This is a genomic window from Bradyrhizobium sp. MI1.7 (genome assembly GCF_055811795.1).
Window position 1 is genome coordinate 212,717 of sequence record NZ_JBVVPO010000002.1, and the last position, 16,453, is coordinate 229,169.

Below are 16,453 nucleotides of genomic sequence, written 5' to 3' on the forward strand. Positions count from 1 at the left end.
CCCGGTCAGCGGATACGGCAGAGCCTAAAGCGAGGCGTTCCAGATCGACGGAATCCAGCGATAGCCCGAACCATCCTTCTCCTTCTCGACGCGGACGAGACCGGGGAAGGCGGCATGGAAGGCCTGGATCGGCATCTTCTCGGCAATCGCCATGTCGTAGAGCTTCCGCCGCGTCTCTTGCGCCAGCGGCTTGTCGACGTCGGAGGCAATGTTCCATTCAGGATGCTTCACGAACAGGAACGCTGCGCCTGCGGTGATGTCGACCTGCACAAGTACCTTTTCCGCGCCGGACGCGACGATGAAGGAGTTGTGTCCCGGCGTGTGGCCCGGGCTCGCCACCGAGGTGATGCCGGGCGCGACTTCCTTGCCGGACTCGTATTGCGTGACCTTGCGGCCGAGCGCATCGAACACGCGGCGGATATTCTTGAAGTTGCTCTCAAGGATCGGATTGCCGGTACCCTTGCTCATCTCGCCGTCATCCATCCAGAACTTCCATTCCACTGCCGGAACCATGATCTCGGCGTTGGGGAAGGCCGGCTTGTTCTCGGCCGCGAGCAGGCCGTTGATGTGGTCGCCGTGGAAGTGCGAGATGATGACGGTGTCGACTGCCGCGCGGTCGATGCTGGCCGCTGCAAGGTTGTTGTGGAACTGGCCGACCTTGCCCTTGGTCTGCGTGAACTGGTCGGGCCCGAGACCGGTATCGATCACGACGAGCTTCGGCCCGGTGTTGACGACGACCGGATTGAAGGTGTGGGTGACCTTGTCGGTCGGCAGATGGTTCTCGGCGAAGATCTTGTTGATGTCGTCCTTGCTGGCGCCGGCCGCGTAATTGTCCGTCAGGTTGACGGTCGCGACGCCGTCGCAGACCACGGTGATCTGGTGGGTGCCGACATTGTAGCGGTAGAAGCTCGCATTCTGGGTCGCTGCCTGGGGCGCGGCGGCGCTCGCGGGCGAGGTCTTCACGAAGGGCAGGAGCGCCGAGGCGGCGGCGCCGGCTAGCGTTGCGCGACGGGTGATCTCGGTCATGGCGATGTCCTGGGGCTGGGTTGCGAACGAAAGGCACGAACCGGCGGGGTTGTGGCGCCTTTCTTTCTCGGGAACCCCCAAGCTTAGGAGAAATTCCGCTGCGGCCCGATGACATCCGTGCGGCATCCTGCCGTCACGTGGTGCGGCAGCCGTCGCGCCCCATCGATTTGGACTTGACCCTGGAACCCTCTGGCCTTATAGCCGCGCGCCATGATCAACGCCGCGACCATCCTGTTCGCCCGTCGCCGCCGCCGCTCTTTAGCGGTTTGGGCGGTCGATCGCGTTTGAGATCATCGTCTTTGCCGCTGGATCCTATCCGCGGCATTCTCTCTCCTGTCAGCGCGATCTGATCCGGCGGCCCCTCAAGGAGGCCCAGCAGGAGACCACGATGTACACGCCACCCTTTTTCAAGCAGGACCGCGCCGCGAGCCTGAAATTCGCCGAGGAGCGCGGCTTCGGCACGATGTGCGCCTTCGACGGCCACAAGCCGGTCGCCTCGCCGCTGCCGTTCTACCTGACTTACGCCGCTGACGGCACGCCGCAGGCCGCCTTTCATGTCGCCCGTCACAATCCGCTGCTAAAGCTGGCGGATGGGACGACCTCCTGGCTGCTCGCGGTCAACGGCCCCGATGCCTATGTATCGCCCGACTGGTACGTCTCGCCGGATCAGGTGCCGACCTGGCTCTACCAGTCGGTGCATCTGAGCGGGCCGGTGCGCCTCTTGTCGGACGATCAGCTGGCGGTGCAGATCGACACGCTGAGCGACAAGTTCGAGAGCTGGCTGTTGCCGAAAGCGCCGTGGACATCGGCGAAGATGACGGCAGGCCGGCTGGAAGCGTTGAAGAAGGGGATCGTGGGCCTGGTCATGACGGTTGAAGAGGTCGAAGGCAGCTTCAAGCTCAACCAGCACAAATCGGACGCCGACTATACCGCGATCGCCAACGCGCTCGGGGCGCAACCCGCAGCCGACGCCAGAGAGATTGCACAATTGATGCAGGACGTGAGGCCGGAGGCCTTCGCGAACGAAACCAACATGCTCGAAAGGAGCGCGCCATGAGCCTCACGGAAACCACCAAGGCCCCGACCACCGGCGCCGCCAAGAAGCCCGCCACCGTCTTCGTCGACGGCGGCTCCGGCACCACCGGGCTCGGCATCAACGAGCGGCTGAAGCTCCAGAGCGACGTCACCGTGAAGACGATCTCCGACGACAAGCGCAAGGATCCCGCGGCCAAGAAGGCGCTGATGGAGGAGGTCGATCTCGTCATCCTCTGCCTGCCTGACGAGGCCGCGAAGGAAACAGTGGCGCTGGTCGACAGCATGGGCGCTTCGGCGCCGAAGGTGCTGGACGCTTCCACCGCGTACCGGGTCGCGCCCGACTGGGCCTACGGCTTTCCGGAGCTGACGTCGGACCAGGCCGCAAAGATCAAGGCCGCGAAGAAGGTCTCCAATCCCGGCTGCTATCCGACCGGTGCGATCGCGCTGCTGCGGCCGATCGTCGATGCCGGTCTGTTGCCGCCCGATTATCCCGTCACCGTCAACGCGGTGAGCGGCTATTCCGGCGGCGGCAAGTCGATGATCGCGAGCTTCGAAGACGGCAGCGCGCCGTCCTTCGAGCTCTACGGCCTTGGCTTCGAGCACAAGCATCTTCCGGAGATGCAGCTCTATTCGAAACTGACGCGGCGGCCGATCTTCATTCCCTCGGTCGCCAACTACCGGCAGGGCATGCTGGTCTCGGTGCCGCTCCAGCTCGACGCGCTGCCGGGCAAGCTTGGCGGTGCGGACCTCCAGGCCGCGCTGGCCAAGCGTTACGCCGGCTCGAAATATGTCTCGGTGATGCCGCTCCAGAACGAGGCGACCAAGGGCGGCAAGCTCGAGCCGGAGGCGCTCAACGAGACCAACACGCTCGAGCTCCACGTCTTCGCCAGCGACAAATATCACCAGGCGGTACTGGTCGCCCGGCTCGACAATCTCGGCAAGGGCGCCTCGGGTGCGGCCGTGCAGAACATGCGGCTGATGCTGGGCCTTGCCGACAATAGCTGATCGAACGTTGCTCGGGAGGCCAGCCCGGTGGACGAAGCGACGCTGCGACTTTCGACTCCGGCAAGACGATCAAATGACGCCTGAAAGGTACGCGTGATGAGCTCGAAGAAGATCGGCATTCTCGGCGCCTCCGGTTACACCGGGGCCGATGCGGTGCGCCTGTTGGCCCGGCATCCGAATGCCGAGATCGTCGCGCTCACCGCCAACACCCATGCCGGCAAGTCGATGGGCGACGTGTTTCCGCATTGTTTCATGCTGGACCTGCCGAAACTCGTGGAATGGGAAAAGGTCGACTGGAGCAAGCTCGATGCGGTGTTCTGCGGACTGCCGCACGGCACCACGCAGGAAATCATCGCCGCGGTCCTCAAGGCAAATCCCAAAATCAAGGTCCTCGACATGTCCGCCGATTTCAGGCTGCGGGACAAGAGCACCTATGCGCAGTGGTACGGCCATGAGCACCGGGCGCTCGAACTGCAGGGCGAAGCGGTCTACGGTCTCACCGAATTCTATCGCGAGAAGATCACGTCGGCGCGGCTGGTCGCCTGTCCCGGCTGCTATCCCACGGCGGCGCTGCTCGCGCTGGTGCCGCTTGCGAAAGCCAAGCTGATCGACGTCGACGACATCGTCATCGACGCGAAATCGGGCGTCACCGGCGCCGGCCGCGGGCTGAAACAGAACACGTTGTTCAGCGAGGCGGGCGAGGGGCTGTCGCCCTATTCGGTCGGCACCCACCGGCACGCGCCCGAGATCGAGCAGGAGGTCGGCGTCGCCGCCGGTTCCGCAGTGACGATCAACTTCACGCCGCATCTTATTCCGATGGCGCGCGGCGAACTCTGCACCTCCTACGTCAAGCTCAACGGCGCGACGCCGGACGATCTGCGAAGCGCGCTGGAGCAGGCTTATGCCAACGAGCCCTTCGTGCATGTCGCCAGGAAGGGCGTGCTGCCGCAGACCCAGAATGTGCGCGGCTCCAACTATGTGCAGATCGGCGTCGTCGCCGACCGCATCAAGAACCGGGCGATCGTGATTTCCACGCTCGACAATCTGGTGAAGGGGTCGGCCGGGCAGGCGATCCAGAACATGAACCTGATGTTCGGGCTGCCCGAGACGGCGGGGTTGGAGCAGATCGCGCTGTTTCCATGACACGAGGTACTGCGGTGGACGAAGCGACCTTGCAATTCTACCGGCAGAACGCCGAGGCCTATGCCGGCTGGGCGAAGGCCGCATCGACGCGGTTGCGGGGCTTTCTCGCCCTGCTGCCGCCGGGAGGCGCGATCCTCGAGCTCGGTTGCGGTGCCGGCAATCATTCCGCAGTGATGCTCGCCGAAGGTTTTTCAGTGCGTGCGACCGATGGCTCGCCCGAAATGGCCGGGATCGCCTCGCGCCGGCTTGGTCATCCCGTCGAGGCGATGCGGTTCGACCAGCTGGATGGGCACGAGGCCTATGACGGCGTCTGGGCGAGCGCCTGTCTGCTGCATGTGCCACGCGACGAGCTCGCCGGCATCCTTGGAAAGATCCACCGTGCACTCAAGCCATCAGGCGTGTTCTACGCCAGCTACAAGATGGGCGAGGGCGACGCGCGAGACAGCCTCGGGCGGTACTACAGCTACGTCTCGCGGGAGTGGCTCGAGATGACTTACGCCAGCGCAGGTTCGTGGATCACGCTGTCGTCGGACACCAACGTGATCCAGAGTTTCGACGAGACGCCAGCCAACATGCTGAACCTCGTCGTACGCAGGGCCTGATCCCTAAGAGACCCGATTTCTAGAGCACCTTGAAGATTGCCAGCGCAAGCACGGCCTGGGCGAGGAAGCCGACGGTGAAGGCGAGAGTCCGGAACACCGGGATTCCGAGCGCATAGACGATCAGATGCGCGACACGCGACCAGAAATAGACCGCACAGGCGAGCACGGTCCATTTCGAGGAATAGTCGATCGCGTTTAGGATCAGCACCAGCGGCGCGAAGAGCACGAGGTTTTCGACGGCGTTGTCATGCGCGAACATCAGGCGGTTCGCCCACTCCGCCTGCGGCTTGTCGGCGCGCGAGGGATTGGCCAAGGCGCCACTGAGCCCCCGAACCTGGCAGCGGTTGATGGTGTAGGGAATCCAGAGGATCCCGGTCAGGATCACCGTCAGTGTCAGCCAGAACAATTCGCGCGTCATGGTCCGTCCCCTGTGTCTTCGCTGCGTTGAGAGCGAGTCTATACGAAAGCGCGGGCGAGTCCGCTATGCGCGAACCCTGACATAGCTGCCGGGCGCGTCCTCGATCGCGGGCAGGGCCTCGCTGCCGACCACGCGCGCCGGGACTTCCTCGGGATCGAGCCCGCCCAGCCATTCGCGCCAGTCCGGCCACCACGAGCCCTTGTGCTCCACCGCGCCCTTCATCCACTCGGCGACGTTGATGTCCTTGACGTTGTCGTTGGTCCAGTACTGGTACTTGTTCGAGGCGGGCGGGTTGACCACGCCGGCGATGTGGCCCGAGCCGGACAGGACGTATTTTACCGGGCCGCCGAAGAACTGCGAGCCGTACAACACCGATTCGGCCGGCGCGATGTGGTCCTCGCGGGTGGCGAGGTTGTAGACGGGCACCTTGACCTTGGAGAGGTCGAGCAGCGTGTTGTCGAGCACCATGGTGCCGGTGGAGAGCCGGTTCTCCAGGTAGCAATTGCGCAGGTAATAGGAGTGGTTCGATGCGGTCATGCGCGTCGCATCCGAATTCCAGTGCAGGAGGTCGAACGCGCTCGGCTGCTGGCCCTTCAGATAGTTGCTGACGACATAGGACCAGATCAGATCGTTGGAGCGCAGCATGTTGAAGGCCATCGCCATCTTCGAGCCTTCGAGCACGCCGGCCGCCTTCATGTCCTGCTCGAGGGCCGCGATCTGGTCCTCGTCGACGAACACGAGGAGATCGCCGGCATGGGTGAAGTCGACCTGCGCGGCGAAGAACGTCGCCGACGCGACGCGCTGGCGGCGCTTCTCGGCGAGCCAGGCCAGCGTGGTCGCGAGCATGGTGCCGCCGACGCAATAGCCGGCGGTGTGCACCTTCAACTCGCCGGTGACCTTCTCGATCACGTCCATCGCTGTGAGCGGGCCTTCCTTCATGTAGTCTTCCCAGCTCTTGTTGCCGAGCCGCTTGTCGGGATTGACCCATGAGATCACAAACACGGTGATGCCCTGGTCGACGCACCACTTGATGTAGGATTTCTCCGGCTTGAGATCGAGGATGTAGAACTTGTTGATCCAGGGCGGCACGATCAGGAGCGGCGTGCGCAGCACGTTCTCCGTGGTCGGCGAATACTGGATCAGCTGCATCATCTCGTTCTGGTAGATCACCTTGCCCGGCGTCGTCGCCATATTGACCCCGACGACGAGATTGTCCGGATTGGACTGGCGGATCTTCAGCATGCCCTTGCCGGCCGCGATGTCCTCGGCCAGCATCTTCAGGCCGCGCGCGAGGTTCTCGCCGCTGCTGGCGACCGTCTCGCGCAGCACTTCCGGATTGGTCAGCACGAAGTTGGACGGCGAGATCGCGTTGGTGATCTGCTGGATGTAGAACTCCGCCTTGCGGCGGGTCTGCGGGTCGAGCCCGTCGGCGTCGCGCACCAGCTCCTGCGCCCATTTGGTCGTGAGCAGATAGAGCTGCATCATGAAATCGAAGAACTGGTTCGACTTCCATTCCGGATCGGCAAAGCGCTTGTCACGCGGCGAGGGCGCGATCGCGGGCGGGGCGTCCTGGCCGGCCATGCGGCGCGCCGCCGAGCCCCAGAGGTCGAGATAATCCTTGGCGAGCTTGGTCTGCAGATCCGACGCGCGGGATGTGTCCGACAGCCAGTATTCGGCGACCGACGTGAAGGCCTTGACCACTTCCGTCAGCTCGGCCGGCGGGCGATCCTGCACCTCGCCGCTCTCGCGTGGCTTGAGATACGCGGCGAGCGCCTTGCCGCCGCTCTCCATCGCCTGCGCGACATTCATCGCGAAGGCTTCCGCATCGAACTTCGTTTCGGATTTGGGTGTGTCGGTCGTGGCGCTACTCATGAGCAGAACAGTAACGATTCATTCCGTATTCGTCACCGCGAAGCTCGCATGTTTGGCGTTAAACAAGCTCCAACATGTGCTGCACTGCGACAAAGCCCCTTGGTTTTGTCACAATCAGCGTGCACCTCTTCCGCAGTGGGCCTTGGAAGTATTCTCGCTCGTACCATTTGTGGGCAGCAATGGTTTGAGCTTGGGCAGGTTGTCGGGTTAAGTTCCGGCAGCCTTGCATTGGGACGAGTAGGGGATTTCCCAAGTGTTGGCGTTGAGGGACCTGCAAAAGTCGCTGCCGATCTGTGGCGCGCTGCTGATGGCGGCGCTTGCCTTGGGCGGCTGCTCGAGTCAGCTGGCTGACTATACGCCCACCGACGCGCAGGCCCATCCCAGGGAGCCCGGCTCCTACCTTCCGGTGCACGATCTGCCGCCGGATCGTGATCAGGCGATCATCCCGCCGGACCAGCGCGCCAAGATTGAAGCCGAGCTGGCCGCCGCGCGCGAACGCCAATCGGTTGCCGCAAAAGACGCCAAGTAACGCGGCGTAATCGCTGGCGCCCCCGCCATGCCGTGCTAAAAGACCTCAGTTCAGCCGAGAGTCAGGGCGAACGACTTCAGCTCCTGCCGTCGAATATTACTCTAAGCGTTTGATTTTGAGTGATTTTCGCGAGGGGGCGAGAGCTTTCCCGAGCGGCTGTCATGGCCGGTCGATTCTGTCCTGACCGGTTGCCCGGAGCCCAGAGAGCCATGGAAGAGTTTTACCGCATCCGCCGCCTTCCGCCTTACGTGTTCGAGCAGGTCAACCGGGCCAAGGCGGCCGCGCGGAATGCCGGCGCCGACATCATCGACCTCGGCATGGGCAATCCGGACCTGCCGGCGCCGGCGCATGTGCTGGAGAAGCTGAAGGAGACGCTGGGCAAGCCGCGCACCGACCGCTACTCGGCCTCCCGCGGCATCCCCGGGCTGCGCCGGGCTCAGGCCGCTTATTACGCCCGCCGCTTCGGCGTGAAGCTCAACCCCGACACCCAGGTCGTGGCGACACTCGGTTCGAAGGAGGGCTTTGCCAATGTGGCGCAGGCGATCACCGCGCCCGGCGACGTCATCCTCTGCCCGAACCCGAGCTACCCGATTCACGCTTTCGGCTTCCTGATGGCGGGCGGCGTGATCCGCTCGGTGCCCTCGGAGCCGACGCCGCAATTCTTCGAGGCGGTGGAACGGGCGATCGTGCATTCGATCCCGAAGCCGCTCGCGCTCGTCGTCTGCTACCCCTCGAATCCGACCGCCTATGTCGCGAGCCTCGACTTCTACAAGGACCTCGTCGCGTTCGCGAAGAAGCACGAGATACTGATCCTGTCCGATCTCGCCTATGCCGAAGTCTATTTCGACGAGAACAACCCGCCGCCCTCGGTGCTCCAGGTGCCCGGCGCGATCGACGTCACCGTCGAGTTCACCTCGATGTCGAAGACCTATTCGATGGCCGGCTGGCGCATGGGCTTTGCGGTCGGCAACGACCGCGTGATCGCCGCGCTCGCCCGCGTCAAATCCTACCTCGACTACGGCGCCTTCACGCCGGTGCAGGTCGCCGCGACCGCCGCGCTGAACGGCCCCGACGATTGCATCAAGGAGATGCGCGACACCTACCGCAAGCGCCGCGACGCGCTGGTGGAGTCATTCGGCCGCGCCGGCTGGGAGATCCCGCCGCCGGAAGCCTCGATGTTCGCATGGGTGCCGCTGCCGGAGGCCTTCCGCAGCGTCGGCAGCATGCAGTTCGCAACCCTGATGGTGGAGAAATCCGGCGTCGCGGTCTCGCCCGGTGTCGGCTTCGGCGAGCACGGTGAAGGATATGTCCGCATCGCCATGGTGGAAAACGAGCAACGGATCAGACAAGCCGCGCGCGGCGTGCGCCGCTTCCTTGAAAGCGGCATCGAAACGTTGCACAACGTCGTTCCGCTCGCCAATCGGCGTTAAGTTTCTCTTCGGCAGGTTTTCTAAAGCATCATGGTTGCACCCCTGAAAGTGGGCATAGCGGGGCTCGGCACCGTGGGCGCCGAAGTTGTCCGTTTGATCGAGACCCAGGCCCGCGTGCTCGCGGGCCGCAGCGGCCGCGGCATTCGCGTCGTCGCCGTCACCGCGCGCTCGAAGGCGAAGAAGCGCGGCGTCGATCTGCGCGGCATCGAATGGGTCAGGGACCCCATGGCACTGGCCACGCATCCCGGCATCGACTGCTTCGTCGAGCTGATGGGCGGCGCCGGTGATCCCGCTCTCTCTGCGGTCGAAGCGGCACTGAATGCGGGCAAGTCGGTCGTCACCGCCAACAAGGCGCTGCTCGCCAAGCACGGCCTGAAGCTTGCCAAGGCCGCCGAAAAGCACGGCGGCGCGCTGAATTTCGAGGCAGCGGTCGGCGCCGCGATCCCTGTCATCAAAACGTTACGCGAAGGGCTTGCCGGAACCGGCGTCACCCGCGTCTACGGCATCCTCAACGGCACCTGCAATTACATCCTGACGCGGATGGAGCAGGAGGGCCTGTCCTTCGCCGAATGTCTCAAGGATGCGCAGCGGCTCGGCTACGCCGAGGCCAATCCGTCCTTCGACGTCGATGGCCACGACACCGCGCAAAAACTTGCCATTCTCGCCAGCCTCGCTTTCGGCACGAAAGTTGCTCAAAGCGCTGTGTATGTCGAAGGTATCTCATCCATCGCGCCGGAAGATCTGCGCGCGGCCGACGATCTCGGTTACCGGCTCAAGCTGCTCGGTGTTGCCGTCCGTACCGCCAAGGGCATCGAGCAGCGCGTGCACCCGACCATGGTTCCAAAATCCTCCTCGATCGCGCAGGTGATGGGTGTCACCAATGCGGTCACGATCGATGGCGAGGGCATTCCTCCGATCACGCTGGTCGGCCCCGGTGCCGGCGGTGCTGCGACCGCATCCGCCGTCGTCGCCGACATCGCCGACGTTGCGCGCGGCATCCGCGCCAATCCGTTCGGCCGGCCGATCTCGCATCTGCGCGACACCAAGAAGGCGCCGATGGAGCGGCACGAGGGCGGCTACTATATCCGCCTGCTGGCGCGGGATTTCCCGGGCACTGCGGCCGCGATCGCGACCCGGCTCGCGGAGCAGAAGATTTCGATCGAGTCGATCGTGCAGCGTCATCCCAATGGCGGCGCTGCGCCGGCGAACGGCAAGGCGGTGCCCGTGCCCGTCATCCTGATCACCTATGCGACGCATGAGGACGCCGTGCGACGCGCGCTCGCGGCCGTGCAGAAGGACAAGGTGATCAGCGGACGGCCACAGGTGATCCGGATCGAGAAGAACTGAGCATGACCCGGAAAAGTGTGAAGAGGTTTTCCGGAAAGGTCATGCTCAAACAATAGGACACGGTTCGAACGAACTGTGGGTGTTACGAGTTGATGCGGACGGAGATCTCCGTCCAAAACTGTTCCGAAGGAGTTAGCCGATGTCGACCCATATTTCAGTCCCGCCGCACGCGTTGCTCGAGCGCATCCTCACGCTGGAGATCGTGCGGGTGACGGAGCGGGCGGCGGTTTCTTCGGCGCGGCTGCGCGGGCACGGCAACGAGAAGGCGGCCGACCAGGCCGCGGTGGACGCCATGCGGCGCGAGCTCAACAAGCTGCCGATCGAGGGCACCATCGTGATCGGCGAGGGCGAGCGCGACGAGGCGCCGATGCTGTTCATCGGCGAGAAGGTTGGCATGAACGCCGGCCCGCAGGTCGACATCGCGGTCGACCCGCTCGAAGGCACCACGCTGTGCGCCAAGAACATGCCGGGCTCGATTGCCACCATGGCGATGGCCGACGGCGGCACGCTGCTGCACGCTCCTGACGTCTACATGGAGAAGCTCGCGATCGGTCCCGGCTACGACAAGGGTGTTGTCGAAATTGATGCCTCGCCCGCCGACAACGTCCGCCGCCTCGCCAAGGCCAAGGGTGTCCAGCCGGAAGGCATCACCGTTCTCGTGCTCGACCGCCCGCGCCATGCCAGCATCATCGAGAGCGTGCGCTCGACCGGTGCCGCCGTCCGCCTCATCACCGACGGCGACGTGGCCGGCGTAATCCACTGCGCCGACCCCGATAACACCGGCGTCGACATGTATCTCGGCACCGGCGGCGCGCCGGAAGGCGTGCTCGCGGCCGTGGCGCTGCGCTGCATCGGTGGCCAGATGCAGTGCCGCCTGATCTTGGATTCCGACGAGAAGCGCGAGCGCGCCGCCAAGATGGGCGTCAACGATCCCAAGATGATCTACGGCATCGAGGACATGGCGCGCGGCGACTGCCTGTTCGCTGCCACCGGCGTCACCACGGGCTCGTTGCTGTCGGGCGTCAAGTTCCGCAAGGACGGCGTGATCGAGACCGAGACGGTCGTGATGCGCTCCGTCACCGGCACCGTGCGTTACATCAAGGCCGAGCACCGGCAGTTGGAGAAGTTTTACCTGGGCTGACGCGCTTCGTCATTCCGGCGCGACGGGACCGCGCAAAGCGCGCGGCCCGGAGAAACCGGAATCTCGCGCCATAACTTCTGGATTCCGGGTTGGTGCTGACGCGCCCCCCGGAATGACAAGAACAACAAAAGAGGAAGCGCACATGTCCGATCTCTCCTCCGTCAAAGCCCTGGTCTTCGACGTGTTCGGCACCGTCGTGGACTGGCGCACCAGCCTGATCACCGACCTCACGTGGTGGGGCAAGGGCCGCGGCATCTCCGCCGACTGGACCGCTTTGGTCGACGGCTGGCGCGGCATGTACACGGCCGCCATGGATGACGTGCGCAAGCACCCCGAACGTGGCTATGTCATCCTCGACGTCCTGCACCGCCGCTCGCTGGACAAGCTGGTCGAGAAGTTCGCGATCAAGGGTTTGACCGAGGCCGACCTCGACTACATCACCAAGGGCTGGCACCGTCTGCATCCCTGGCCCGACAGTGTCGCGGGCCTCACACGGCTGAAGTCGAAATTCGTGATCTCGCCGCTGTCGAACGGCAATGTCGCGCTGCTCACCAACATGGCGAAGTTCGCAGGCCTGCCGTGGGACCTCATCATGTCGGCCGAGCTGTTCGAGCACTACAAGCCCGATCCCGAGACCTATCTCGGCGCCGCGCGCCTGCTCGGCCTCAAGCCGGAGCAGGTGATGATGGTCGCCGCCCACAACGGCGATCTCGCCGCCGCGCAGAAGAACGGGCTGAAGACCGCGTTCGTGGCGCGGCCGACCGAATACGGTCCGCTTCAGAAGGTCGACTTCGAGGCGACCGGCAATTGGGACATCGTCGCCAAGGATTTTGGCGGGGTCGCCGACAAGCTCGGCTGCTGAGCGGCATCGCTTCTGTTTGACATCCTTCAAGACAGCGCCTTTCATATCGACAATGTCGATGTGTGAGGTGCGCCCCTGGATACCGAGCTCGCGCGTACATTCCTGACGGTGGTTGCCACCGGCAATTTCATCACCGCCGCCGACCGGCTTCACGTCAGCCAGTCCACCGTCAGCACGCGGATCCACTCGCTCGAGGAGCTGCTCGGCTGCACGCTGTTCGTGCGCAACAAGGCAGGCGCGACGCTTACGGTGGCGGGGCGGCAATTTCAGCGCCATGCCTCGACGCTTGTTCGCACCGTCGAGCAGGCCCGCCATGACGTCGGCCTCCCCAAGGGCTTTAGCGGGGTGCTGGTGCTCGGCGGCCGCATCGGCCTGTGGGAGGAGTTCCTGCTGCTTTGGGTGCCGCGCATGCAGGAGGCCAATCCGCAGATCTCGATCCGGGCCGAGAGTGCCCTTGAGCCCGAACTGATGCAGGGGCTGGTCGAGGGACGCATCGACATCGGCGTGATGTACACCCCGCAAAGCCGCCCCGGCCTCAAGGTCGAGTTGCTGATCGAGGAGCAGCTCGTGCTGGTGTCGACCAATCCCAGGAGCGATCCGGAGCCGCAGGAGGGCTACGTCTATGTCGACTGGGGGCCCGAATTCTACGCCCGGCACAGTGCCGTCTTTCCCAATTTCGCGGGGCCTGCGCTGACCGCCAACATCGGCTGGCTCGGGCTGCAGCACGTCCTCGCCAACGGCGGCTCCGGCTATTTTGCGCACCGGATCGTCGAGCCGCTGCTGAAGGCGCGGCGGCTGCACCTGGTGGTGGGAGCGCCGAAATTCTCGATGCCGGCCTATGTCGTCTATTCGGTCGACCAGCCCGACGACCATGTGCAGAGCGCGATAGCGATCATGCGCGACCTCGCCGCCGAGCAGACCCGGCGCGTGACGGAAACGCCGGCGCGTGGCGCGCGCAGGCGCCGCTGACGGCTCGTTTGACTGGATCTATCCGCGCCGGTGCAGGCGGGTCTCGGCGAGCGCCGTCACCGCGCCAAGTGCGAGCGTCGCGACGACGATATCCGCAGTCGCGTCGAAGCCGACGGCGAGAACTGCAGCGGCGATCACCGCGGCCAGCACGGTGATGGTGAAGCCTTCGTCGGTTATCAACCGTCGTGCGCCGCTGAGAAGCGTTGCACGCTTGTTCGTGGGACGCATTCGCCGCCTACTGAAACAGCTTCATGGCGTTGAGCAGGGTCTGGATCACGCCCGCGAGCAGGGGGATGCCCGCAAAGCTCCAGGCCAACGCCAATTGCAGCGGCGTGGTCTTTGCCGTCTGAGCGGTCTGCATGATGTCAGGCCCCCGAGGGATTGTTGCTCGCCGCGGCTGCGGCCGCGATCTCGGTGGCACGATGCACCGGCCGCATCGCCGCCATCGTCCGTGATACCCGCCAGGCGATCCAGCTCAGCAGCGATTGGGAGAATGACGCTTCGCTCCGTGATGTCGTGGTCATGGTCGCCTCCTTGTGTTCGTCCGAACGTCAGGCAGCACGCGCCGCCTCGAGACCTGAACTGTCCTCGTCTTTCATGTGATGACGCTTGTCGACGGCACGGACGCAGAGGTTGGCGAGGAAGCCGATCACGAGCAGTCCGGCCATGATGTACATGGTCGTGTTGTAGGCCTGCGCCTTCGGCACGCCGTGCGTGACGTTGTATTCGCGGATGTAGTTGATCAGCACAGGCCCAGCGATGCCGGCCATCGACCAGGCCGTCAGCAGGATGCCGTGGATGGCGCCGACATAGCGCGTGCCGAACATGTCGCGCAGATAGGCCGGCACGGTGGAAAAGCCGCCGCCATACATGCTGACGATGATCAGGAAGCACAGCACGAACAGCACGACATTGCCGCTCGCGCCGGCATAGGGCACGGTCACGTAGAGGGCGATTCCGAGCACCATGTAGACGAAATAGGTGCTCTTGCGTCCGATGAAATCGGATAACGAGGCCCAGCTGAAGCGTCCGCCCATGTTGAACAGGCTCATCAGGCCGACGAGACCTGCGGCCGCGACTGCGGTGATGTGGCCGGGGAACATCTCCTGGCTCATCGCCGAGGCCTGGCCGAGCACGCCGATGCCGGCGGTGGTGTTGCAGAACAGCACGATCCAGATCAGCCAGAACTGCGGCGTCTTGATCGCCTGGTAGACGAACACGTCGTTCCTGGTCATCAGCTTGGTGGCGGCCGCAGGCGGCACATAACCCTCCGGCTTCCAGCCCTGCGCCGGCACGCGCACGATGGCGGAGCCGACCATCATGAAGACGAAGTAGACACAGCCGAGCGTGATGAAGGCGCCGAGCACGCCGACGTCGCTCGTGGTCGCAAACTTGCTCATCAGCCATACGGAGAGGGGGGAAGCGATCAGCGCGCCGCCGCCAAAGCCCATGATCGCCATGCCGGTGGCCATCCCCGGCCGGTCGGGAAACCACTTCATGAGCGTCGAAACCGGGGAGATGTAGCCGATGCCGAGCGCGCAGCCGCCGATCACGCCGTAGCCGAGATAGATGATCCAGAGATTGTGGAGATAGACGCCGAGGGCCGAGATCAGGAATGCGCTCGCCCAGGCAACGCCGGCAGTGAACATCGCCTTGCGCGGGCCGCCTTCCTCGACACAGCGTCCGAACACTGCGGCCGACAGTCCGAGGAAAACCATCGCGATGGAGAAAATCCAGCCGAGCTCGGTGAGCTTCCAGTCGCCGGATGCCGATTGGGTGACGCCGAGCAGCTTGGTCATCGGCAGGTTGAAGACGCTGAAGGCGTAGGCCTGCCCGATGCACAGATGCACGCAGAGTGCGGCGGGCGGCACCATCCATCGGCTGTAGCCCGGCCTTGCGATCGTGTGCTCGCGATCAAGGAAGGGCAGCAGCGAACGTGCAGGCATTCCCGATGCGTCGAGCGTCGTCGTCATCCAATCCTCCGGTGCCTCGCTGTTCTCGGGGGCGGCCTTTACGGGCAGCCGGGCGATGGCGCGGATCAGGCTACGCAGAAGGAGGATTTTGACAAACGAATAATACGCGCTGTTACAATCGGATTAATCGATATTAGAAAGAGCAGAAATCGGCATGGCGTTTTCGCGATGGACAAAAGGTCCGGGCGGTCTCGCGCCGCCCGGACCTGATCTGAAGAATGACAACGTCATCTGCCTTGGTTCGGTATGGTATGTCAGCCGATGCTACTTCGCTGTGACCGCATTCGCAGCCTTTCGGATCACATCCAGCACCACATCCGGCTTCGACAGCATGGGGACGTGGGACGAAGCCACTTCGGTCACGGTAGCGTTCATGCGCTTCGAGACGAAGTGTTGCAGATCGGGGTGAACCGTCTGGTCCTTGCTGGCGAGGATGTACCAGCTCGGCTTCGAGGTCCACGCTGTGCCATCGACCTTCTGGGTCAGGAGATCCGCAACCGGCGCCCCTTGCGTTGCGTAGACCAGCTTTTGCTCGGCTTCGGGCAGGTCGCCGGCAAAGTGCGTCAGGCCGCTTGGCTTGAGCCAGACACGGCCCGCCGGCGCGTCGATGTGGCCGAACACCTGCGTCGTCGGAAATTTTGCAATCTGGCTCTGCGAAGTTTCGTCGGCAGCGGGCGCGAGCGCGGCGATGTAGACCAGCGCGGCGACCCGCGGATCGGTTCCGGCATGCGTGATCAGTGTGCCGCCATAGGAGTGGCCGACGAGGACCACGGGTCCGGGAACACGGCCAAAGCACGCCGTCACGCAGGCGACGTCGGTTGCGAGTGAATCGAGCCCGTGCTGGCTCGCCAGGACCTCGTGGCCTTCGGCTTGCAGCGTCGGGATCAGCTTGCCGAAGCACGATCCGTCAGCCCAGAGGCCGTGCGCGAAAACGATGCTTGGTTTGGTCATGAGATGGTCTCCGTTGGCTGCGCAACGGCGAGCCGAGGTGCTCGCGGAGCGGGAAGCGGGGGAGCTTCACGTCTAACGCGCGACCACGTCAGCTGACAGAGGGTCGCAAGGATAATCGGGCGAATGCGAAATTGAGCAAGTTCGGCTCGC

The 16,453-nt window shown here is 64.2% G+C and carries 18 protein-coding genes; 10 read left to right on the forward strand and 8 right to left on the reverse strand.

Annotated elements, in window-relative coordinates; translation table 11 throughout:
* Nucleotides 1–24: 24 nt before the first annotated feature.
* Nucleotides 25–1,026, reverse strand: a complete 1,002-nt coding sequence (locus AC0L3X_RS03735; protein WP_085401206.1) for an MBL fold metallo-hydrolase — start codon at nucleotides 1,024–1,026, stop codon at nucleotides 25–27.
* A 388-nt stretch (nucleotides 1,027–1,414) separates the two neighbouring features.
* Between AC0L3X_RS03735 and AC0L3X_RS03740 the strand changes: the two genes are divergently transcribed.
* From AC0L3X_RS03740 to AC0L3X_RS03755, 4 genes are all read left to right on the forward strand, one after another.
* On the forward strand, nucleotides 1,415–2,083 hold the full coding sequence (locus AC0L3X_RS03740) for an FMN-binding negative transcriptional regulator (protein WP_063983505.1): 669 nt from the start codon (nucleotides 1,415–1,417) through the stop codon (nucleotides 2,081–2,083).
* A complete protein-coding gene (argC, locus tag AC0L3X_RS03745; protein WP_208071606.1) occupies nucleotides 2,080–3,066 on the forward strand; it encodes an N-acetyl-gamma-glutamyl-phosphate reductase in 987 nt (328 codons plus the stop codon). The genes AC0L3X_RS03740 and argC (AC0L3X_RS03745) overlap by 4 nt, the downstream gene beginning before the upstream one ends.
* A gap of 96 nt (nucleotides 3,067–3,162) precedes the next feature.
* Nucleotides 3,163–4,209: an N-acetyl-gamma-glutamyl-phosphate reductase gene (gene argC, locus AC0L3X_RS03750; RefSeq protein ID WP_208071604.1), complete on the forward strand. Its 1,047-nt coding sequence runs from the start codon at nucleotides 3,163–3,165 to the stop codon at nucleotides 4,207–4,209.
* 14 nt (nucleotides 4,210–4,223) lie between these two features.
* The gene (locus tag AC0L3X_RS03755; protein ID WP_085401209.1) at nucleotides 4,224–4,811 is read left to right on the forward strand and encodes a class I SAM-dependent methyltransferase; all 588 of its coding nucleotides are present in this window, start codon (nucleotides 4,224–4,226) and stop codon (nucleotides 4,809–4,811) included.
* Between the two features lie 19 nt (nucleotides 4,812–4,830).
* Here the strand turns inward: AC0L3X_RS03755 and AC0L3X_RS03760 are convergent, their stop codons facing one another.
* Nucleotides 4,831–5,229, reverse strand: a complete 399-nt coding sequence (locus AC0L3X_RS03760; protein ID WP_063983501.1) for an MAPEG family protein — start codon at nucleotides 5,227–5,229, stop codon at nucleotides 4,831–4,833.
* 63 nt (nucleotides 5,230–5,292) lie between these two features.
* The gene (locus AC0L3X_RS03765; RefSeq protein ID WP_354131281.1) at nucleotides 5,293–7,101 is read right to left on the reverse strand and encodes a PHA/PHB synthase family protein; all 1,809 of its coding nucleotides are present in this window, start codon (nucleotides 7,099–7,101) and stop codon (nucleotides 5,293–5,295) included.
* A 253-nt stretch (nucleotides 7,102–7,354) separates the two neighbouring features.
* Here AC0L3X_RS03765 and AC0L3X_RS03770 point away from each other — a divergent pair, with 253 nt between their 5' ends.
* The 6 genes from AC0L3X_RS03770 (at nucleotide 7,355) to AC0L3X_RS03795 (ending at nucleotide 13,379) form a co-directional block, all read left to right on the forward strand.
* Complete coding sequence (locus AC0L3X_RS03770; RefSeq protein ID WP_135213523.1) at nucleotides 7,355–7,630, forward strand: hypothetical protein; 276 nt, start codon at nucleotides 7,355–7,357, stop codon at nucleotides 7,628–7,630.
* Between the two features lie 209 nt (nucleotides 7,631–7,839).
* Nucleotides 7,840–9,060, forward strand: a complete 1,221-nt coding sequence (locus AC0L3X_RS03775) for an LL-diaminopimelate aminotransferase (RefSeq protein ID WP_014495524.1) — start codon at nucleotides 7,840–7,842, stop codon at nucleotides 9,058–9,060.
* Nucleotides 9,061–9,090: 30 nt separating this feature from the next.
* Nucleotides 9,091–10,407, forward strand: coding sequence for a homoserine dehydrogenase (locus AC0L3X_RS03780; RefSeq protein ID WP_085401211.1), 1,317 nt, complete (start codon nucleotides 9,091–9,093; stop codon nucleotides 10,405–10,407).
* A 139-nt stretch (nucleotides 10,408–10,546) separates the two neighbouring features.
* Nucleotides 10,547–11,548 (forward strand): class II fructose-bisphosphatase, encoded by a 1,002-nt coding sequence (gene glpX / locus AC0L3X_RS03785; RefSeq protein ID WP_063983497.1) that lies wholly within the window; start codon nucleotides 10,547–10,549, stop codon nucleotides 11,546–11,548.
* 142 nt (nucleotides 11,549–11,690) lie between these two features.
* Entirely contained in the window at nucleotides 11,691–12,410 is a 720-nt protein-coding gene (locus tag AC0L3X_RS03790; RefSeq protein ID WP_135213525.1) for a haloacid dehalogenase type II, read from the forward strand.
* 75 nt (nucleotides 12,411–12,485) lie between these two features.
* Nucleotides 12,486–13,379, forward strand: coding sequence for a LysR family transcriptional regulator (locus tag AC0L3X_RS03795; RefSeq protein ID WP_135213526.1), 894 nt, complete (start codon nucleotides 12,486–12,488; stop codon nucleotides 13,377–13,379).
* 18 nt (nucleotides 13,380–13,397) lie between these two features.
* On the opposite strand, the gene AC0L3X_RS03800 is transcribed toward AC0L3X_RS03795, so the two are convergent.
* From AC0L3X_RS03800 to AC0L3X_RS03820, 5 genes are all read right to left on the reverse strand, one after another.
* The gene (locus AC0L3X_RS03800) at nucleotides 13,398–13,607 is read right to left on the reverse strand and encodes a hypothetical protein (protein WP_354123658.1); all 210 of its coding nucleotides are present in this window, start codon (nucleotides 13,605–13,607) and stop codon (nucleotides 13,398–13,400) included.
* Nucleotides 13,608–13,614: 7 nt separating this feature from the next.
* Complete coding sequence (locus AC0L3X_RS03805) at nucleotides 13,615–13,740, reverse strand: MFS transporter small subunit (RefSeq protein WP_014495518.1); 126 nt, start codon at nucleotides 13,738–13,740, stop codon at nucleotides 13,615–13,617.
* A 4-nt stretch (nucleotides 13,741–13,744) separates the two neighbouring features.
* A complete protein-coding gene (locus tag AC0L3X_RS03810) occupies nucleotides 13,745–13,903 on the reverse strand; it encodes a hypothetical protein (protein ID WP_157790313.1) in 159 nt (52 codons plus the stop codon).
* A 27-nt stretch (nucleotides 13,904–13,930) separates the two neighbouring features.
* Nucleotides 13,931–15,352 carry an L-lactate MFS transporter gene (locus tag AC0L3X_RS03815; RefSeq protein ID WP_354131283.1) on the reverse strand — a complete coding sequence of 474 codons (1,422 nt, stop codon included), beginning with the start codon at nucleotides 15,350–15,352 and terminating at the stop codon, nucleotides 13,931–13,933.
* 264 nt (nucleotides 15,353–15,616) lie between these two features.
* On the reverse strand, nucleotides 15,617–16,303 hold the full coding sequence (locus tag AC0L3X_RS03820; protein ID WP_071914273.1) for an alpha/beta fold hydrolase: 687 nt from the start codon (nucleotides 16,301–16,303) through the stop codon (nucleotides 15,617–15,619).
* Nucleotides 16,304–16,453 lie beyond the last annotated feature (150 nt).